At 68.3% G+C, this 16,989-nt stretch carries 15 protein-coding genes; 7 read left to right on the forward strand and 8 right to left on the reverse strand.

Features of this window, described 5'->3' with window-relative positions; translation table 11 throughout:
* Positions 1-25: 25 nt before the first annotated feature.
* Positions 26-1,768, reverse strand: coding sequence for an N-acyl-D-amino-acid deacylase family protein (locus G6N56_RS20665; protein WP_085258748.1), 1,743 nt, complete (start codon positions 1,766-1,768; stop codon positions 26-28).
* A 65-nt stretch (positions 1,769-1,833) separates the two neighbouring features.
* On the opposite strand from G6N56_RS20665, the gene G6N56_RS20670 reads away from it, so the two are divergent.
* Positions 1,834-2,346 (forward strand): mycothiol transferase, encoded by a 513-nt coding sequence (locus G6N56_RS20670; RefSeq protein WP_085258747.1) that lies wholly within the window; start codon positions 1,834-1,836, stop codon positions 2,344-2,346.
* A gap of 9 nt (positions 2,347-2,355) precedes the next feature.
* Positions 2,356-3,219, forward strand: a complete 864-nt coding sequence (locus G6N56_RS20675) for a hypothetical protein (RefSeq protein ID WP_085258746.1) — start codon at positions 2,356-2,358, stop codon at positions 3,217-3,219.
* Here the strand turns inward: G6N56_RS20675 and G6N56_RS20680 are convergent.
* From G6N56_RS20680 to G6N56_RS20710, 7 genes are all read right to left on the reverse strand, one after another.
* Positions 3,216-4,889 carry a cytochrome c biogenesis protein DipZ gene (locus tag G6N56_RS20680; RefSeq protein ID WP_085258745.1) on the reverse strand — a complete coding sequence of 558 codons (1,674 nt, stop codon included), beginning with the start codon at positions 4,887-4,889 and terminating at the stop codon, positions 3,216-3,218. The two genes, G6N56_RS20675 and G6N56_RS20680, sit on opposite strands and share 4 nt — an antisense overlap.
* 10 nt (positions 4,890-4,899) lie before the next feature.
* Positions 4,900-7,770, reverse strand: a complete 2,871-nt coding sequence (locus G6N56_RS20685) for an MMPL/RND family transporter (RefSeq protein WP_180150376.1) — start codon at positions 7,768-7,770, stop codon at positions 4,900-4,902.
* Complete coding sequence (locus G6N56_RS20690) at positions 7,767-8,213, reverse strand: MmpS family transport accessory protein (protein WP_085258744.1); 447 nt, start codon at positions 8,211-8,213, stop codon at positions 7,767-7,769. Before G6N56_RS20690 ends, G6N56_RS20685 begins: the two co-directional genes overlap by 4 nt.
* Positions 8,214-8,693: 480 nt before the next feature.
* Positions 8,694-9,155 (reverse strand): DUF5078 domain-containing protein, encoded by a 462-nt coding sequence (locus G6N56_RS20695; RefSeq protein ID WP_085258743.1) that lies wholly within the window; start codon positions 9,153-9,155, stop codon positions 8,694-8,696.
* Positions 9,156-9,220: 65 nt separating this feature from the next.
* Complete coding sequence (locus tag G6N56_RS20700; RefSeq protein WP_085258742.1) at positions 9,221-10,129, reverse strand: crotonase/enoyl-CoA hydratase family protein; 909 nt, start codon at positions 10,127-10,129, stop codon at positions 9,221-9,223.
* Positions 10,130-10,140: 11 nt separating this feature from the next.
* Positions 10,141-10,452: a hypothetical protein gene (locus G6N56_RS20705; RefSeq protein ID WP_085258741.1), complete on the reverse strand. Its 312-nt coding sequence runs from the start codon at positions 10,450-10,452 to the stop codon at positions 10,141-10,143.
* 75 nt (positions 10,453-10,527) lie between these two features.
* Positions 10,528-12,555 carry a prolyl oligopeptidase family serine peptidase gene (locus G6N56_RS20710; RefSeq protein WP_085258740.1) on the reverse strand — a complete coding sequence of 676 codons (2,028 nt, stop codon included), beginning with the start codon at positions 12,553-12,555 and terminating at the stop codon, positions 10,528-10,530.
* A gap of 66 nt (positions 12,556-12,621) precedes the next feature.
* On the opposite strand from G6N56_RS20710, the gene exaC reads away from it, so the two are divergent.
* From exaC to lpdA, 5 genes are all read left to right on the forward strand, one after another.
* Positions 12,622-14,145 (forward strand): acetaldehyde dehydrogenase ExaC, encoded by a 1,524-nt coding sequence (gene exaC / locus G6N56_RS20715; protein WP_085258739.1) that lies wholly within the window; start codon positions 12,622-12,624, stop codon positions 14,143-14,145.
* A gap of 83 nt (positions 14,146-14,228) precedes the next feature.
* Positions 14,229-14,696, forward strand: coding sequence for a DUF779 domain-containing protein (locus tag G6N56_RS20720; protein WP_232069369.1), 468 nt, complete (start codon positions 14,229-14,231; stop codon positions 14,694-14,696).
* A 20-nt stretch (positions 14,697-14,716) separates the two neighbouring features.
* Positions 14,717-14,992 (forward strand): putative holin, encoded by a 276-nt coding sequence (locus G6N56_RS20725; protein WP_085258737.1) that lies wholly within the window; start codon positions 14,717-14,719, stop codon positions 14,990-14,992.
* A complete protein-coding gene (locus G6N56_RS20730; RefSeq protein WP_085258736.1) occupies positions 14,985-15,545 on the forward strand; it encodes a hypothetical protein in 561 nt (186 codons plus the stop codon). The genes G6N56_RS20725 and G6N56_RS20730 overlap by 8 nt, the downstream gene beginning before the upstream one ends.
* 38 nt (positions 15,546-15,583) lie before the next feature.
* Positions 15,584-16,987, forward strand: a complete 1,404-nt coding sequence (gene lpdA / locus G6N56_RS20735) for a dihydrolipoyl dehydrogenase (protein WP_085258735.1) — start codon at positions 15,584-15,586, stop codon at positions 16,985-16,987.
* The last annotated feature ends 2 nt before the right edge of the window (positions 16,988-16,989 follow it).

The following is a 16,989-nucleotide window of genomic DNA, read 5'->3' on the forward strand; positions in this document are numbered from 1 at the left end:
CCGGGATGGGCGGCCCTTCGTGGCGTTATCGGGCAGGTACCGGAGTGGCTCGACGTCCCCGGACCAACTTGCCCGGACGGGCGTCGGTGGGAATACCCCTTTCGGCGATTATCTCCCCGGAAACGACCGTTGTCACGTATCCGTCGGCCGTTTGGTCTAAGCGGCGCCCCCCGGCGGGCAGATCGTAGGAGATCACCGGCTTGTGCAGTCGCAGGGCGGCGTGGTCGATCACGTTCAGGTCGGCCTTGAAGCCGACGGCGATGCGGCCGCGGTCGCCCAGCCCGGCGACGCGGGCCGGCACGGACGTCAGCTCGCGGACGGCCTCGGGCACCGTGAAGCGGCCCGCCTTGCGGTCGCGGGCCCAGTGCGCCAGGAAGTACGTCGAGTAGCTGGCGTCGCAGATCATCCCGTAGTGGGCACCGCCGTCGCCGAGGCCCAGGACCACGTCGTCGCGGTGCAGGAGTTGGCCGACCGTGTCCAGCGAGTTGTTCGGCAGGTTGCTGGTCGCGACCAGCAGGGTGGCGTGGCCATCGTCGTCGAGCAGCCGGTCGTAGGCCTCCTCCATCGGGCTGACGCCGCGCGCACGCGCCCGGGCGGCGATGGACGTCGACGGGTCGGGCTCGTAGTCGGGCGTGTCACCCAGCGGGTAGATCCAATCCCAGGCCTGCGCCACGTACAGGATCGGGTGCCCATGCCCGGGCTTGTCGGCCAGGATGCGGGCGCGCACCTCGGGCTTGCGCATCTCGGCGACCCGCTCGGCCAGCGGCAGGTGCGCGATCTCGCGGTAGCTGGGGTAGAGCACGAACGGGTTGGCGCTCAGCTCCAGCCCGATGATGAGCCCGATGGGGCGGGGCAGCAGCTGCGCGGTGACCCTCGGCTCGCCGCCGGCGTTGGTGTTGGCCTTCTCGATCATGGTGATGGCGTCTTCCCAGGTCGGGTCGCCGGAATTGGCCACGACCAGCGTGAACGTCACCGGCAGCCCCACGTCCTCGGCCACGTCGAACACCGTCTGCAGCACCGGCTGGTAGCCGCCGGCCGGGATGTCGGGCACGAACTGCAGCAGGCCGCCGCCGCCGTCGACCACGCCCCTGGCGATCTCCTCGATCTCCTCGCGGGCGGCGTCGTAGCTGGGGATCGGCGAGCCGCTCTCGGTCTTGTGGATGGTGAGCCGCGACGACGCGAAGCCCAGCGCGCCGACCTCCATCGCCTCCTTGGCCAGCGTCCGCATCTGCGCGAGGTCCTCGGCGGTGGCCGGCTCCCGGTCGGCCCCGCGCTGGCCCATCACATAGACCCGCAGCGGGGAGTGCGGCAGGTAGGCGGCCACGTCGATGTCGCGCTTGCCCGCCTCGAGCGCGTCCAGGTATTCCGGGAACGTTTCCCACGTCCACGGCAGGCCGTCGGTCATCACGACGCCGGGGATGTCCTCCACCCCGGCCATCACGTCGACCAGTACGTCGTGGTCGGACTGGCGGCACGGGGCGAAGCCGACCCCGCAGTTGCCCATCACCACCGTGGTCACGCCGTGCGCGGACGACGGCGTGAGGCGCTCGGACCAGATCGCCTGACCGTCGTAGTGCGTGTGGAGGTCGACGAATCCGGGGGTGACGAGGAGCCCGGTCGCGTCGATCTCCCGCGCGGCGCCGTCGGCGTCGACGGAGGGCCCCACCGTCGCGATGATGCCGTCGCTCACGGCGACGTCGCCGACGTACGGCTCGCCTCCCAACCCGTCGATGATGGTGCCATTGCGGATGATGAGGTCGTAGGCCATCTAAATAATCTACGGCCGGATGGTGGGTCGTGCCAGGCTCGTCGGCTGCCCGTACTGTCGCAGATATGGCCAGCCCCGACCAGACCGTTCAGGAACTGCTCCGCGACGCGTTCACCCGGTTGATCGAGCACGTCGACGACCTCACCGACGGCTTGACCGACGAGGTGTCCGACTACCGGCCCGCCCCGGGCGCCAACAGCATCGCCTGGCTGTTGTGGCACAGTGCGCGGGTCCAGGACATCCAGCTGGCGCAGGTCGCCGGCGTGGAACAGGTGTGGACCCGCGACGGATGGGTCGATCGGTTCGGCCTGGACCTGCCCCGCAACGACACCGGCTACGGGCACGGACCCGACGAGGTGGCGAAGGTGCACGCGCCCGCCGACCTACTGTCCGGCTACTACCACGCCGTGCACAAGCTCACCCTCGAATACGTCGCGAGCGTGACCGCCGACGAGCTGGCCCGTGTCGTCGACGACAACTGGGACCCGCCGGTGACGGCCAGCGCCCGGCTGGTCAGCATCATCGACGACTGCGCCCAGCACCTCGGGCAGGCCGCGTACGTGCGAGGAATTCGCTAGGTTCGCACGGTGCGGTTCGCGGTCACGGTGGTGCTGTGGCTCGCCACCACCGTCGCCCTGGCCGCGGCGATCCCGGCGGCGTGGACCCAGCTGCACGTCGTCGACGCCGACGGCTACGCCGCGCTGGCCCGCGAGGCGGCGGGCGACCCCGCCCTGCAGTCGGCGATGGCCTCGGAACTGACCACCCGGGTGATGGCGCTCGCCAACCAACGGGGCGGCCGCTACCCGCTCGATGTGTCGGAGGTGCACGCCGCGGCCAGCGCCTTCACCGCCGGCCGCGCATTCCCCCCGCTGTTCGCCCAGGCCAACCGGGCGGTGCACAGCTGGCTGTTCACCGATCCGGGTTCCGGCCAGGATGGCGACCCGTGGGTCATCGACGTGGCGCCGATGCTCAAGGACGGCGCCGTCGCGGTGCTGCTGAGCCGCCACCACGTGACCGTCCCCGACACGCTGACGGTCCCGGTCGCCGACTCCCTGCCGAGTTCTTGGCGGCAGGGCCGGCTGAGGCGGTTGGTCGCCTGGGGTCCGTGGGCGAGCGCGGGCGCCGCCGCGCTCGCCGGTTGCTGCGCGCTGCTGACGCTGACCGCCGCGCGCAGCCGTGGCAAGGCGCTCAGCAGCCTGGGTGTCTCCGCGTTGCTCGTCGGCGCGGTGGGCTGGGCCGGCATCGAGGTGGGTCGCGGTTACCTCAACGGCGCGCTCAACGCCACCACCGGCGACCTGCGCGACATGGCCGACGTGCTGGTCGGCCACGCCGTGGCCGGGTTGCACCACTGGCTGAACCTGACCCTGCTCGCGGGCGGCGCGTTGGTGGGAGTGGGCGTCCTCGTCGCGGTCGCGGGCGGCCTACGCCGAAAGCCGGAAGCCGGGCCCTAGCCGAACGTGAACGAGAAGACCTGCAGGCCGGGGCTGACCTGCAGGTCGAGTTGGTCGCGCCCCGCCGCCGGGTCGGCGACGATCTGGTGCAGGGTGGGCGGGCCGCCGATGGCCGTCGTGGTGGTCTTCCCGCCGCGGGTCACCGCGATCGTTCCGGTGCCGCCGACGACAACGTAGACGTCCTTCGCCGTGTAGTTGAGCCGGATCGCGGCGCCGGGCCCGTCGGCGGTGGCGCCCTGGTCGTCCAGGGTCCACCGGCCGGTCAGAGCGAACCGGTCGTCGGGCACCGTCGCGGGATAGCCGAACGTGGCGGTGCCCTTCTTGTAGTCGGCGCCGCCGCCGTAGTTGACGGCCCGGTCGACGCCCAGATAGGTCTCCGGGGTGAGCCGGGTGTGCGGGGTGGTGTCCTCGGTGTGCGCCGAGCCCGGCAGGCGTGCGTTCGGGTTGGCGTCCATGAGCAACTGGCGGATCAGCTTCTCGGTGACCTCGTAGTCGCCCTCGCCGAACTTGGTGTGGCGGACCGTTCCGTTGGCGTCGATGAGGTACTCGGCCGGCCAGTACAGGTTCTGGAAGCTGTTCCAGGTCGCGTAGTCGTTGTCCAGCGCGACGGGGTAGGTGATGTGGAGCGCCGCGGCGCCGCTGGCGACGTTGGCTGGGACCCGCTCGAAGGCGTACTCGGGGGTGTGCACGCCGACGACGACGAGTCCGTCGTCGCGGTAGCGGTTGTACCAGTCGACGACGTGCGGGATGGCGCGCTGGCAGTTGATGCACGAGTACGCCCAGAAATCGATGAGGATGACCTTGCCGCGCAGCGACGCCAGGTCGATCGGCGCGCCGCCCGGGGTGTTGAGCCACTGGGAGATCCCGGTGACCGGGGGAGCCTGGCCGCACCGCTGCAGCTGGTCGGCGCCGTCGGTGCAGTCGGCCAGTTGGCCCTTGGGCCCGGGGTTGAGCTCCTGCCGGATGTTGTTCGCGCCGATTCGCGCTTGCATGGCGGTCGTGTAGTCGGGGACGGCGCGCTGCAGCACCGCCGGCAGGTTGAAGACGAGCGCCACGGCCAGCACGATCATCGCCGCGCCGCCGGCGACCTGGATCGCGCGCTGCCGGCGGCGGAACGCCGCGACGCGTTCGGTGACGCCCCGCCCGGCCAGCGCGAACGCCAGCAGCGGCAGGGCGGTGCCGACGGCGAACGTCGCGGTGAGGATGAGGATCGGCATTCCGATGGAGGCGGTGCCGCCGGCGACCACGATGGCGGCCAGCACGGGGCCCGCGCAGGGCACGTACAGCGCGCCCAGGGTCAGCCCGAGCCCGAATCCGCTTCGGCCGCTTTTCGTTTCATGTAGCGGGATGCGGGCGAAGGGCCGCTCGACCAGCCGCTGCAGCGGCGGGAAGATGAGGCCCAGGCCGATCACGGTGAGCGCCACGAGCGCGGCCCAGCGGATCCCGTCCTGCGGCAGGTGCAGCGCCGAGAGCAGGGTCGAGCCGGCCAGGGTCACCACGCTGAAGCTGCAGACCAGCCCGGCGATCACCAGGTACGGGCGGGCGGCGGGGGTAGGCTCCTGTCCGCCGCCGACACCCGAGAAGAACACCACCGGCAGCACCGGCAGGATGCACGGCGAGATCCCGGTGATCAGGCCGCCGAGGAACCCGATCAAAGCGACAGTGTGCATGACTACCGGTCTAGTCGCTCAGCGCGAAGGACGAGTCCCGCGGCTGCGGCTCGACCGGCCGCGCGAGGACCCGCAGCGGCCGCGACCGCACCCGCATCGGCCACCAGAACCAGCGGCCCAGCAGTGCGGCGATGGACGGCGTCATGAACGCGCGCACGATCAGCGTGTCGAACAGCAGGCCCAGCCCGATGGTGGTGCCCACCTGCCCGATCACCCGGACGTCGCTGACGACCATGGACGCCATGGTGAACGCGAACACCAGGCCCGCATTCGTGACGACCTTGCCGGTGCCACCCATCGACCGGATGATGCCCGTCTTGAGGCCCGCGTGGATCTCCTGCTTGAACCGGGACACCAGCAACAAGTTGTAGTCCGAGCCCACGGCCAGCAGCACGATCACCGACATGGCCAGCACCAGCCAGTGCAGTTGGATGCCGAGAATGTGCTGCCAGAACAGCACCGACAGCCCGAACGAGGAGCCCAGCGAGACCGCCACCGTGCCCACGATCACCGCGGCGGCCACCAGCGCCCGGGTGAGGAGCAGCATGATGATGAAGATCAGGCAGAGCGAGGAGATGCCGGCGATCATCAGGTCCCACTTGGCGCCCTCGGAGATGTCCTTGAAGACGGCCCCGGTCCCGGCCAGGTAGATCTTGGCGTCCTCCAGCGGCGTGCCCTTGAGCGATTCCTCGGCCGCGGTGTGGATCTTGTCGATGCTGGCGATCCCCTCGGCCGACGCGGGGTCACCCCGGTGCAGGATGATGAACCGTGCGGCGTGCCCGTCGGCGGACAGGAAGTTGTTCATCGCCCGCTTGAAGTCGGCGTTCTTGAACACCTCCGGCGGCAGGTAGAACGAGTCGTCGTTCTTGGCGGCGTCGAACGCGTGACCCATGGCCGTCGCGTTGTCGCTCATCTCGTCCATCTGGTCGAAGATGCCGGACATGGTGCTGTGCATCGTCAGCATCATGGTCCGCATGTTGACCATGGTCTCGATCATGGTCGGGAACTGCGCCACCATCTGCGGCATCAGCCGGTCCAGCTCCTTGATGTCGCCGACGAGGACGTTTAGCCGCTCGTCGATCTCGTCCACGCCGTCCAGCGCGTCGAAGATCGACCGAATCGACCAGCAGACCGGGATGTCATAACAGTGCCGCTCCCAGTAGAAGTAGCTGCGGATCGGCCGGAAGAAGTCGTCGAAGTTGGAGATCTCGTCGCGCAGCTGGTTGGTGATCTGCTGCATCTCCTCGGTGTCGCCGACCATCTTGTGGGTGACCCCGACCAGCCGCGTCATCAAGTCGTACATGCGCTGCATGGTGTTGATGGTCGTGGTCATCTCGTCGGCCTGCTTGAGCATGTCGTTCATCCGGTCGCGCTGGTATTTCATGTTCTGCAGCTGACCCGCGTTTTGCATGCTGATCTGAAACGGGATCGATGTGTGGTCCATCGTCGTCCCGTCGGGCCGGGTGATCGCCTGCACCCGCGAGATCCCCGGCACCCGGAAGACTCCCTTGGCCAGCTTGTCCAGCACCAGAAAGTCGGCGGGGTTGCGCATGTCGTGATCGGCTTCGATCATCAGCAGCTCCGGCTTCATCCGGGCCTGCGAGAAGTGCCGGTCGGCGGCCATGAATCCCTCGTTGGCGGGGATGAAGCTGGGCAGGTACTCGCGGTCGTTGTAGTTGGCCTTGTAGCCGGGCAGGGTGAGCAGCCCCACGAGCGCGACCGCGCAGGTCACGGCCAGGATGGGCAGCGGCCAGCGCACCACCGCGGTTCCCACGCGGCGCCAGCCGCGCACCTTGAGTACCCGCTTCGGGTCGAACAGGCCGAAGCGGCTGCCGACGGTCAATACCGCGGGTCCCAGCGTCAGCGCGACCGCCACCGCGACCAGCATCCCCACCGCGCACGGGATGCCCAGGGTCTGGAAGTAGGGCATGCGCGCAAAGCTCAGGCAGAACGTCGCACCCGCAATGGTCAGGCCCGAACCCAGGATGACGTGGGCCGTCCCCCGATACATCGTGTAGAAGGCGGTTTCCTTGTCCTCGCCGGCCTGCCGGGCTTCCTGGTAGCGCCCGATGATAAAGATGCCGTAGTCGGTGCCGGCGGCGATCGCCAGCGACGTGAGGAGCGACACCGCGAAGGTCGACAGCCCGATCAGGCCGCTGTGTCCCATCAGCGCGACGGCTCCGCGCGCCGCGGTCAGTTCGAAGCCGACCGTGACCAGCAGCAGGAAGACCGTGACGATCGAGCGGTAGACGAACAGCAGCATGATCAGGATGACCGCGACGGTCGTCAGGGTGATCCGGACCATGGACTTGTCGCCGCTGTGGTGCAGGTCCGCGGCGAGCGCCGACACCCCGGTCACGTAGGCCTTGACCCCCGGTGGCGCCGGCGTGCCGTCCACGATCTTGCGGACCGCCTCGACGGAATCGTTGGCGAGCGGCTCACCCTGGTTGCCGGCCAGATTGACCTGGACCGTCACGGCCTTGCCGTCGTTGCTCTGCGCGCCCGCCGCCGTCAGCGGATCGCCCCAGAAGTCCTGGATGCTGAGCACGTGCGTCTTGTCGGCGCGCAGCTTGCGGATCAGGACGTCGTAGAACTTGTGGGCGTCGTCGCCGAGGAGCTGGTCGCTCTCCAGCACGACCACCGCCGAACTGTCGGTTTCCCCCTCCTTGAACGCGTGCCCGATGCGCTTCATCGCCACGAACGACGGCGCGTCGGTCGGGCTCAGTGACACCGAGCGCTCCTGGCCGACCTCCTCCAGCGACGGGACGAGCACGCTGATCGCGACGGCGACGCCGACCCAGAACAGGATGATCGGCACCGCGAAGCTATGGATGAGACGCGCGAACAGCGGCCGCTCGGTGTGCGGAGCCGGGGCGCTCACGCGGACTTCACCAGGCAGAAGGTGTATGCGTTGACCTCGTTGGAGATCCGCTCGGCCTTCACCACGTCGTCCACCGTGATGCGGCACCCGATGCTGTCGCTATTCCCTTGTGCCACAAGGTTTCCCATCACTGCGGCCTTGTCCGTGGTGATGCGCAGGGTCCACGGCAACGGGGCCTGGTCCACCCGCTGCGGATCGGCGTTGACGTCGAAGTAGCTGATGTCGGCGACCGTACCCGCGGGCCCGAACACCTCGTAGGTGATCCGTTTGGGGTTGAAGGGCTTGGGGTTCTGCAGGTTGCTGTCGGCGTACGACTCCCGCTTGCCGGAACCGAAGTAGCCGTGCACGCGGTCCACGATGAAACCCCCGACGGCGATCACCGCCAGGACCACCAGCGGGATCCAGAACCGCGACAGAAACCTGAAAATCTCCCGTCCCCTCACCGCTTGGCAGTACGCCGGCGGACGGTCCGGCCGGCCGCTCGAATGTGTCGGCTACGGAGGGCGGCGCCGCCTCGCGGCGCTCGCGACACGGACCCCAAAGCAGCCAAGGCTTGCCTAAGTAAACCACGTCCGTAATGGCCGCTCGGACCGGACCGTCGACGCTTCCGTTGCGCACCCAGAAGTGTAACGCATATCACGTGCGTAACGGAGGGGTTAACGCGCGCAATTATCCCTTCACAAATCACGATGTGTGCGTTGTGCAAATCACGCTGTGTTCATTACGCTCGGCCAGTCGCCGCCCGCGGCCACCAACTGGTTCCGCGCGGCCACACCGCATTGCTGACGGGGGCGGGCGCTTCGACCGTGCGTTCAGGTACTCGGCCGTGCAGCCAGGACGGGGATCGGGCGATATTTCCGCTCTAAGCGCACGCTCGACGGCCTGAGTGCACACTCAAGCGTCGGGGAATTGCCGCTGGTCGCCTAGGACCAGTTCCAGACGGACATGTCGCCCTTGGGGTACTGGTCGCAGACGTCGGTGGACTTGGCGACGACGCCCTTGTTGTTGAAGAAGATCTTCATGTGGTTCGGCCACGCGAACCACAGCGGGTCTCCGCCGGAACCCAGGGGTGGGTAGAAGTTCTCCGAGTAGTTCCGGCGGTCCGCGGCGGACAGCGAGTAGAACCAATGCGCCTTGTCGATCGTCGCCTGCTGGACGTTCGGGTGGTTGTTGAAGTCGATCATGTACCGCTGGTAGTACACCGGGCTGGTGTCCCGGGTGGCGGCCAGGATCTGCTCGGCATCGCAGTCGGTGTTGATCATTCGCCGCGGGATCGGGAAGTCTTCCGTCGAGTCGGCCCGCGCGGTGCTGGGGAGGGCCGTGGCGGCGACACCGAGAGCGAGGAAAAGGGCGCCTGCACGCAGGCTAGAGCTCAGCCGAGACATAGTTGTTACCGTAGCACCTTCAGGCCCCAAAGTAGAGCCTCAGCGCCATTTCGTAGCCCAGCTCACTATCCATCCTGATCAGGGACGATGACGTGGCTGGGGTCGGGCCGCAGCTCAGGCGGGGCCTGGCTGTAGTCCCCGAACGGGCCGTCGCGTTGCTCGACCGCCGCCCGCACGCCGCGGGCCTCGGCCAGCTTGATGAAGTCGAGGGCGTCCGGGGTGTTGCGCATCAGGCCGTCGAGGATCCCGCCCAGTGTCTGGGTGCTCGCCAGGCCCATGTTCTCGTAGGCCTGGTTGACGATCAGCTTCTGAGCCCGCAACTGCGACAGGGGGATTCGTGACAGCTCGGCGGCGATCTCGGCGACGCGGGCCGCCAAGCGTTCGAAGGGCACCGCCTCGTTGATCAGCTCGACCTCGGCGGCCTGGACGCCGGTCAGCGGCCGCCCGGTCAGCGAGTGCCACTTGACCTTCGCCAGGCTGAGCCGGTACAGCCACATCCCGGACAGGTACGCACCCCACATCCTGCTGTACGGCGTGCCGATCACCGCGTCCTCGCTCGCGATGACGAGATCCGCGCAGAGCGCGTAGTCACTCGCGCCGCCGACGCACCAGCCGTGCACCTGGGCGATCACCGGCTTGGACGCCCGCCAGATCGCCATGAACTTGCTTGTCGGCCCGGTTTCGCGGGCGGTCACCATCGCAAAGTCCTTGCCGGGATCCCACCGCCCGTCGGTCATCATGGCCTCGCCCCAGTGCTGGAACCCACCGCCGAAGTCGTACCCGCCCGAGAACGCCCGCCCGGCGCCGCGCAGCACGATGACCTTGATCTCGGGGTCCCGCTCGGCCAGACCGACGGCCGCCTCGATCTCGTCGGGCATGGGCGGGACGATGGTGTTGAGGTGTTCGGGGCGGTTCAGCGTGATGGTGGCGACCGTTTCGGCCGTCGTGTAGAGCAGGGTCTCGAAGTCGGGCATAGCCCGGCAGCCTACGGGTCGGGCTGACGGTCGTCGGGGTTCGAGGCGTAGATGCGACCGTTGATCTTGAGGTAGGGCGTCATCAGGTAGGCCGAGCCGACGATGATGGCGGTGAAGAATGCCGCGGCGAGGATGGCGTTGGGCCAGATCTTGCCCACCCCGATGGCGAAGCAGACGATGCCGAGTGCCGACGTCGTCCAGTAGTACCGTCGGCCGGCGCGGCGGTGGGAGATGTAGCGGAAGCGCGCCTGGGTTGCCCCGGCCGCGATGCAGATCAATCCGGTCACCAACAAGGTGAGTTCGATGCGTTCGGTCGCGGACACGTCGACGATCTTAGGTTCTGGACATCGGGTTCGCGGCCCTGCGGCACTCCCGCGGGGCCGCGACCCTGACCCGGTTCATCGCGCTGCGCCCAGCACCCGCCACAGGAACGCATAGGTCAGCGCCGACTTGAAGGCGACTTGTTCGTTGTCGGCCGCGCCGGCGTGGCCGCCCTCGATGTTCTCGTAGTAGAAGACCCGGTGACCGGCGGCCTCGAGGGCGGCGGCCATCTTCCGGGCGTGGCCCGGATGAACCCGGTCGTCGCGGGTCGACGTGGTGAACAGCACCGGCGGATACTCGCGGGTCGCCGAAATGTTGTGGTAGGGCGAGTATTCGGAGATGAACGCCCAGTCGTCGGGGTTGTCGGGGTCACCGTATTCGGCCATCCACGAGGCGCCGGCCAGCAACAGGTGATAACGCTTCATGTCGAGCAGCGGCACGCTGCACACCAGCGCACCGAACTTCTCGGGGTACTTCGTCAGCATGATGCCCATCAGCAGGCCGCCGTTGCTGCCGCCCTGGGCGCCGAGTTGCGCGACGGTGGTGACGCCGCGGTCGACCAAATCGGTGGCCACGGCGGCGAAGTCCTCGGCCACCTTGTGCCTGTCCTCGCGCATCGCCTGGGTGTGCCAGCCGGGGCCGTACTCGCCGCCGCCGCGGATGTTGGCCAGCGCGTACGTGCCCCCGCGGGCCAGCCACAACCGGCCCAGCACCCCGCTGTATCCGGGCGTGTTGGCGGATTCGAATCCCCCGTAGCCGTACAGCAGGGTGGGGCCCGGTCCATCCGCGTCGTTGGGGCGTACCACGAAGTAGGGGATCGGCGTGCCGTCCTCCGAAGCCACGAAATTCTGTGTGACCGAGAACCTTTCGCCGTCGAAGAAGGATGGCGCGGATTTGACCTGCTCGAGCGGGAGGTCACCGGCGCCTCGCATCAGCCGCGACGGCGTGACGAATCCGCTGGAATCGAGGAAGAATTCGTCGCCCAGGTCGTCGGCCGCGGCGATGACGGTGTTGGTCGCGGCCGGAACGCCGGGAAGGGTCTCACGCTTCCAGTCTCCGGGCGTGGCGACCTCGACCCGGCTGGCGACGTCGGCCAGGGTGACGATCAGCAGGCGGTCCCTGGTCCAGGCGTACTGATACAGGGCGGTGTGCTCGTCGGGCTCGAAGACCACCCGCAATTGCGCTGTGCCGGAGAGGAACTCTTCGTAATCCGCCGCCAGCAACGAACCCGCCGGGTAGCTCTCCTCCCCGACGTACCAGTCGGTGCGCAGCTCGACGAGCAACCACTCGCGGTGGATCGACACGCTGGAGTCGGTCGGTGTGTCGATGCGGATGAGCTCCGGCCCGCGGAGTTCGTAAACCTCTTCATTCCAGAAGTCGACGGCGCGGGACAGCAGGGTGCGCTCGAACCCGGGCGTCCGGTCCACCGCGACCGTCACCATGACGTCGTTGGGGGCGCCCTCGAACACCGTCTCGGCAGCGCTCAGCGGGGTGCCCCGGCGCCACCGCTTGATCACCCGCGGGTAGCCGGAATCGGTGAGCGTGCCGGGCCCGAAGTCGGTGCCGACCATGGTGGTGTCCCGGTCGGCCCAGGAGATGTAGGATTTGGCCTCCGGGAGCTGGAACCCGTCGGCGACGAATTGCCTTGTCGTCATGTCGAATTCCCGCATTATGGCCGCATCCGAGCCGCCCCGGGACAGCCCGATCAGTGCGCGGGTGTGGTCGGGTTCGATCACCCGCGCGCCTCCCCACACCCACTTCTCGTCGTCGGCCCGGCCGAGCTCGTCGACGTCGATCAGCACGTCCCAATCGGGTGAGTCGGTCCGGTAGCTGTCCAGCGTCGTGCGCCGCCACAGCCCGCGCGGGTTCTCGGCGTCGCGCCAGAAGTTGTAGAGGTACTCGCCGCGTCGGGTCACGTACGGGATCCGGGCGTCGGTGTTGAGCACCTCGAGCGCTTCGGCGCGCATGCGCTCGAAGTCCGGGCCGCCGAATTCGGCGAGCGTCGGTTCGTTGTGCGCCCGCACCCAGTCCAGCGGCTCGTCGCCGGTGACCTCTTCCAGCCACAGGTAGGGGTCGTCGGCGGAGGCGGGGGGTTGCGACGTCATGGGAGCCATTCTGTCCTCCGGCGGTAGTGTGAGCCGTATTACGCAGACGAACGAGGAGCCGAGAAGATGACTGTCTTCGCCCGTCCCGGAACCGCAGGGGCGCTGATGTCGTACGAATCCAGGTACGAGAACTTCATCGGGGGGCAATGGGTGGCGCCCGCGGCCGGCCGCTATTTCGAGAACCCGACACCGGTGACCGGTCAGCCGTTCTGCGAGGTCGCCCGCTCCGACGAGGCCGACGTCGACAAGGCGCTCGACGCCGCCCACGCCGCGGCGCCAGCGTGGGGCAAGACCGCCCCCGCCGAGCGGGCCGCGATCCTGAACAAGATCGCCGACCGGATCGAGGCGAACACGGCCGCGCTGGCGGTGGCCGAGGTCTGGGACAACGGCAAGCCGATCCGCGAGACGCTGGCCGCCGACATCCCGCTGGCCGCCGACCATTTCCGGTATTTCGCCGCGGCGATCCGCGCCCAGGAGGGCTCCCTGTCGCAGATCGACGACGACACCGTGGCCTACCACTTCCACGAGCCGCTGGGGGTCGTCGGACAGATCATCCCGTGGAACTTCCCCATCCTGATGGGCGCGTGGAAACTCGCCCCGGCGCTGGCCGCCGGCAACACGGTGGTGCTCAAGCCCGCCGAGCAGACGCCGGCGTCGATCCTGTACCTGATGTCGCTGATCGCCGACGTGATCCCGCCGGGTGTGGTCAACATCGTCAGCGGGTTCGGCGTCGAGGCCGGCAAGCCGCTGGCGTCCAGCGACCGCATCGCCAAGATCTCGTTCACCGGGGAGACCACCACGGGCCGGCTGATCATGCAGTACGCGTCGCAGAACCTGATCCCGGTCACCCTGGAGCTCGGCGGCAAGAGCCCCAACATCTTCTTCTCCGACGTCATGGCGGCCAACGACAACTTCCAGGACAAGGCGCTGGAGGGGTTCACGATGTTCGCGCTCAACCAGGGCGAGGTGTGCACCTGCCCGTCGCGCAGCCTGATCCAGTCCGACATCCACGACGAGTTCCTCGAGCTGGCCGCGATCCGGACCAAGGCGGTCCGGCAGGGCGACCCGCTCGACAGCGAAACCATGATCGGCTCGCAGGCGTCCAACGACCAGCTGGAAAAGATCCTGTCCTACATCGAGATCGGCAAGGGCGAGGGCGCCAAGGTCATCACCGGCGGTGAGCGTGCCGAGCTCGGCGGCGACCTGTCCGGCGGCTACTACGTGCAGCCGACGATCTTCTCCGGCAACAACAAGATGCGTGTCTTCCAGGAGGAGATCTTCGGGCCGGTGGTGACGGTGACATCGTTCACCGATTACGACGACGCGATCGGCATCGCCAACGACACCCTCTACGGCCTGGGCGCCGGCGTGTGGACCCGCGACGGCAACACCGCCTACCGCGCCGGCCGCGACATCAAGGCCGGCCGGGTGTGGGTGAACTGCTATCACATGTACCCGCCGCACTCGGCGTTCGGCGGCTACAAGCAGTCCGGGTTCGGCCGCGAGACCCACAAGATGGCGCTCGACCACTACCAGCAGACGAAGAACCTGCTGGTGTCCTACACCGGTAGGGCGCAGGGCTTCTTCTGATGCGCGCCGGCGACGACGCAGAGCGCAGCGATGAGGTGGGGGCATGCGGGGGAGAACGGCGCCATAGTGGCGCTCCGGCGACAGTGGTCGTCACCGCCGCGGCCGCCGAGCTGCTGAAGCTACTGCAGGATCGCCACGGTCCGGTGATGTTCCACCAGTCCGGCGGTTGCTGCGACGGGTCGTCGCCGATGTGCTACCCGCGCGGCGACTTCCTCGTCGGGGACCGTGACATCCTGCTCGGAGTCCTCGACGTGGGCGCCGACGGTGTTCCGGTGTGGATCTCGGGCCCGCAGTATCAGGCCTGGAAGCACACCCAGCTGGTAATCGATGTCGTCCCGGGGCGCGGCGGCGGGTTCAGCCTGGAGGCGCCCGAAGGGGTGCGGTTCTTGTCCCGCGGCCGCGTCTTTTCCGACGGCGAGCAAGCCGGGCTGCGGGCCGCCCCGGTCATCACGGGAGCCGCTTACGAGCGTGGCGCGCGCCCGTCGACGCGAGGTCAGGTGGTGGATACGGACCGCGGGGCGGCGCTGAGAACCTGCCCTCCCGCCCGCTAACCCGCAGTACAGTCGTCACCGTGGTGCCCCTTCCGCGTCCCTGGCTGCTGGCCAGCGCCATGCTGGTCGGCGCGGCGGTCGGGTTGCTCGCCGGGGTGGGATTCACGTTGGCGCACGCGGGAATTGGGCCGGAGTTCGCCCTGGCGCTGGTGGTCGGTGTCCCCAGCGTCACCGGGGTCCTGACGATCCTGTTCTCCGGGCGCCGCTGGGTGACGATGCTGGGGGCGTTCGTCCTGGCGCTGGCACCCGGCTGGTTGGGTGTGCTCGCGGCCCTGCAGGTGGCGTCCGGTGGCTGACCAGGACCCGGAGTCCAACCCGGGGACTGCGCCGTTCGTGCCGGATTTCTCGGACGACGAGGACACCGGGACGCACTCGTGGGTGCCGGACTTTTCGGACGACACCGGCCCGCAGCCCGCCGCTGGACAATCCACGCCCCCCGACGGCAGGGAACAACCCGAGGCGGGCGATGAGGAGCCGGCCGAGTCGGGCGGCGTGCCCGTGCAGTCGGTCACCGTTCCGGGCCGCTACCTCTACGTCAAGTGGTGGAAGCTGCTGCTGGTCATCCTCGGCGTGTGGTTCCTGGCGGCCGAGGTCGGGCTGGGCCTTTTCTACTGGTGGTTCCACGCGGTGGACAAGACGGCGGCCGTGTACGTGGTGCTCGTCTACGTCGTCGCCTGCACGGTCGGCGCCGTCATGCTCGCGATGGTCCAGGGCCGCCCGCTCGTCGCGGCGCTGTCGGTGGCGCTGCTGTCGGGGCCGTTCGCCTCGCTCGCCGCCGCGGCTCCGCTGGACGGCTACTACCGCTGTGCCCAGGTGGGCCACTGCCTGATCGGCGTCATTCCGTACTAGCGGTTTCGCTGTCCGCCCGGGCCACTAGGGTTGGGGGCGTGACTCACTATGACGTCGTCGTCGTCGGGGCCGGTCCGGGCGGATATGTCGCAGCCATTCGTGCCGCACAGCTCGGCCTGAACACCGCGATCATCGAACCGAAGTACTGGGGCGGGGTGTGCCTGAACGTCGGCTGCATTCCGTCCAAGGCGCTGCTGCGCAACGCCGAACTCGTGCACATCTTCACCAAAGAGGCCAAGACGTTCGGCATGAGCGGGGATGCGACCTTCGACTACGGGGTCGCCTTCGACCGCAGCCGCAAGGTGGCCGACGGCCGCGTCGCAGGTGTTCACTTCCTGATGAAGAAGAACAAGATCACCGAGATCCACGGGTACGGCAGATTCACCGAACCCCACACGATCTCGGTCGAGCTCAACGACGGGGGCACCGAGGAGGTCACGTTCGACAACGCGATCATCGCCACCGGTGCGAGCACCCGGCTGGTGCCGGGGACGTCCCTGTCGGCGAACGTCGTCACCTACGAAGAGCAGATCATGTCCCGGGAGCTGCCCGAGTCGATCGTCATCGCGGGGGCCGGCGCCATCGGCATGGAGTTCGGCTACGTGATGAAGAACTACGGCGTCGACGTGACCATCGTGGAGTTCCTGCCGCGTGCGCTGCCCAACGAGGACGCCGAGGTGTCCAAGGAAATCGAGAAGCAGTTCAAGAAGCTGGGCGTCAGGATCCTCACGGGCACGAAGGTCGAGTCCATCGCCGACGGTGGCTCCAGTGGCTCGCAGGTCACGGTCACCGTCAGCAAGGACGGGAAGTCGGAGGAACTCAAGGCCGCAAAGGTGTTGCAGGCCATCGGCTTTGCACCCAACGTGGAGGGCTACGGGCTGGACCGGGCCGGCGTCGCGCTGACCGACCGCAAGGCCATCGGCATCAGCGAATACATGCAGACGTCCGTCCCGCACATCTACGCCATCGGCGACGTCACCGGCAAGCTGATGCTGGCCCACGTTGCCGAAGCCATGGGTGTGGTGGCGGCCGAGACCATCGCCGGCGCGGAGACCATGCCGCTCGGCGACTACCGGATGCTGCCGCGCGCGACGTTCTGCCAGCCTCAGGTCGCCAGCTTCGGGCTGACCGAGCAGCAGGCCCGCGACGAGGGCCACGACGTCGTCGTCGCCAAGTTCCCGTTCACCGCCAACGCCAAGGCGCACGGCCTGGGTGACCCGAGCGGGTTCGTCAAGCTGGTGGCCGACGCCAAGTATGGCGAGCTGCTGGGCGGCCACCTGATCGGCCACGACGTCTCCGAGCTGCTGCCCGAGCTGACCCTGGCGCAGAAGTGGGACCTGACCGCCAACGAGCTGGCCCGCAACGTGCACACCCACCCGACGCTGTCCGAGGCGCTGCAGGAATGCTTCCACGGCCTGGTCGGCCACATGATCAACTTCTGAGG

The sequence above is a fragment of the Mycobacterium saskatchewanense genome (assembly GCF_010729105.1).
Taxonomy (GTDB): domain Bacteria; phylum Actinomycetota; class Actinomycetes; order Mycobacteriales; family Mycobacteriaceae; genus Mycobacterium; species Mycobacterium saskatchewanense.

Excerpts from the sequence above, each read along its gene's own strand:
- exaC (WP_085258739.1), top strand. The coding sequence starts at position 12,622 with ATGACTGTCTTCGCCCGTCCCGGAACCGCAGGGGCGCTGATGTCGTAC.
- G6N56_RS20695 (WP_085258743.1), bottom strand. The coding sequence starts at position 9,155 with ATGTCTCGGCTGAGCTCTAGCCTGCGTGCAGGCGCCCTTTTCCTCGCT.
- G6N56_RS20700 (WP_085258742.1), bottom strand. The coding sequence starts at position 10,129 with ATGCCCGACTTCGAGACCCTGCTCTACACGACGGCCGAAACGGTCGCC.
- G6N56_RS20680 (WP_085258745.1), bottom strand. The coding sequence starts at position 4,889 with ATGCACACTGTCGCTTTGATCGGGTTCCTCGGCGGCCTGATCACCGGG.
- G6N56_RS20710 (WP_085258740.1), bottom strand. The coding sequence starts at position 12,555 with ATGACGTCGCAACCCCCCGCCTCCGCCGACGACCCCTACCTGTGGCTG.
- G6N56_RS20670 (WP_085258747.1), top strand. The coding sequence starts at position 1,834 with ATGGCCAGCCCCGACCAGACCGTTCAGGAACTGCTCCGCGACGCGTTC.
- G6N56_RS20665 (WP_085258748.1), bottom strand. The coding sequence starts at position 1,768 with ATGGCCTACGACCTCATCATCCGCAATGGCACCATCATCGACGGGTTG.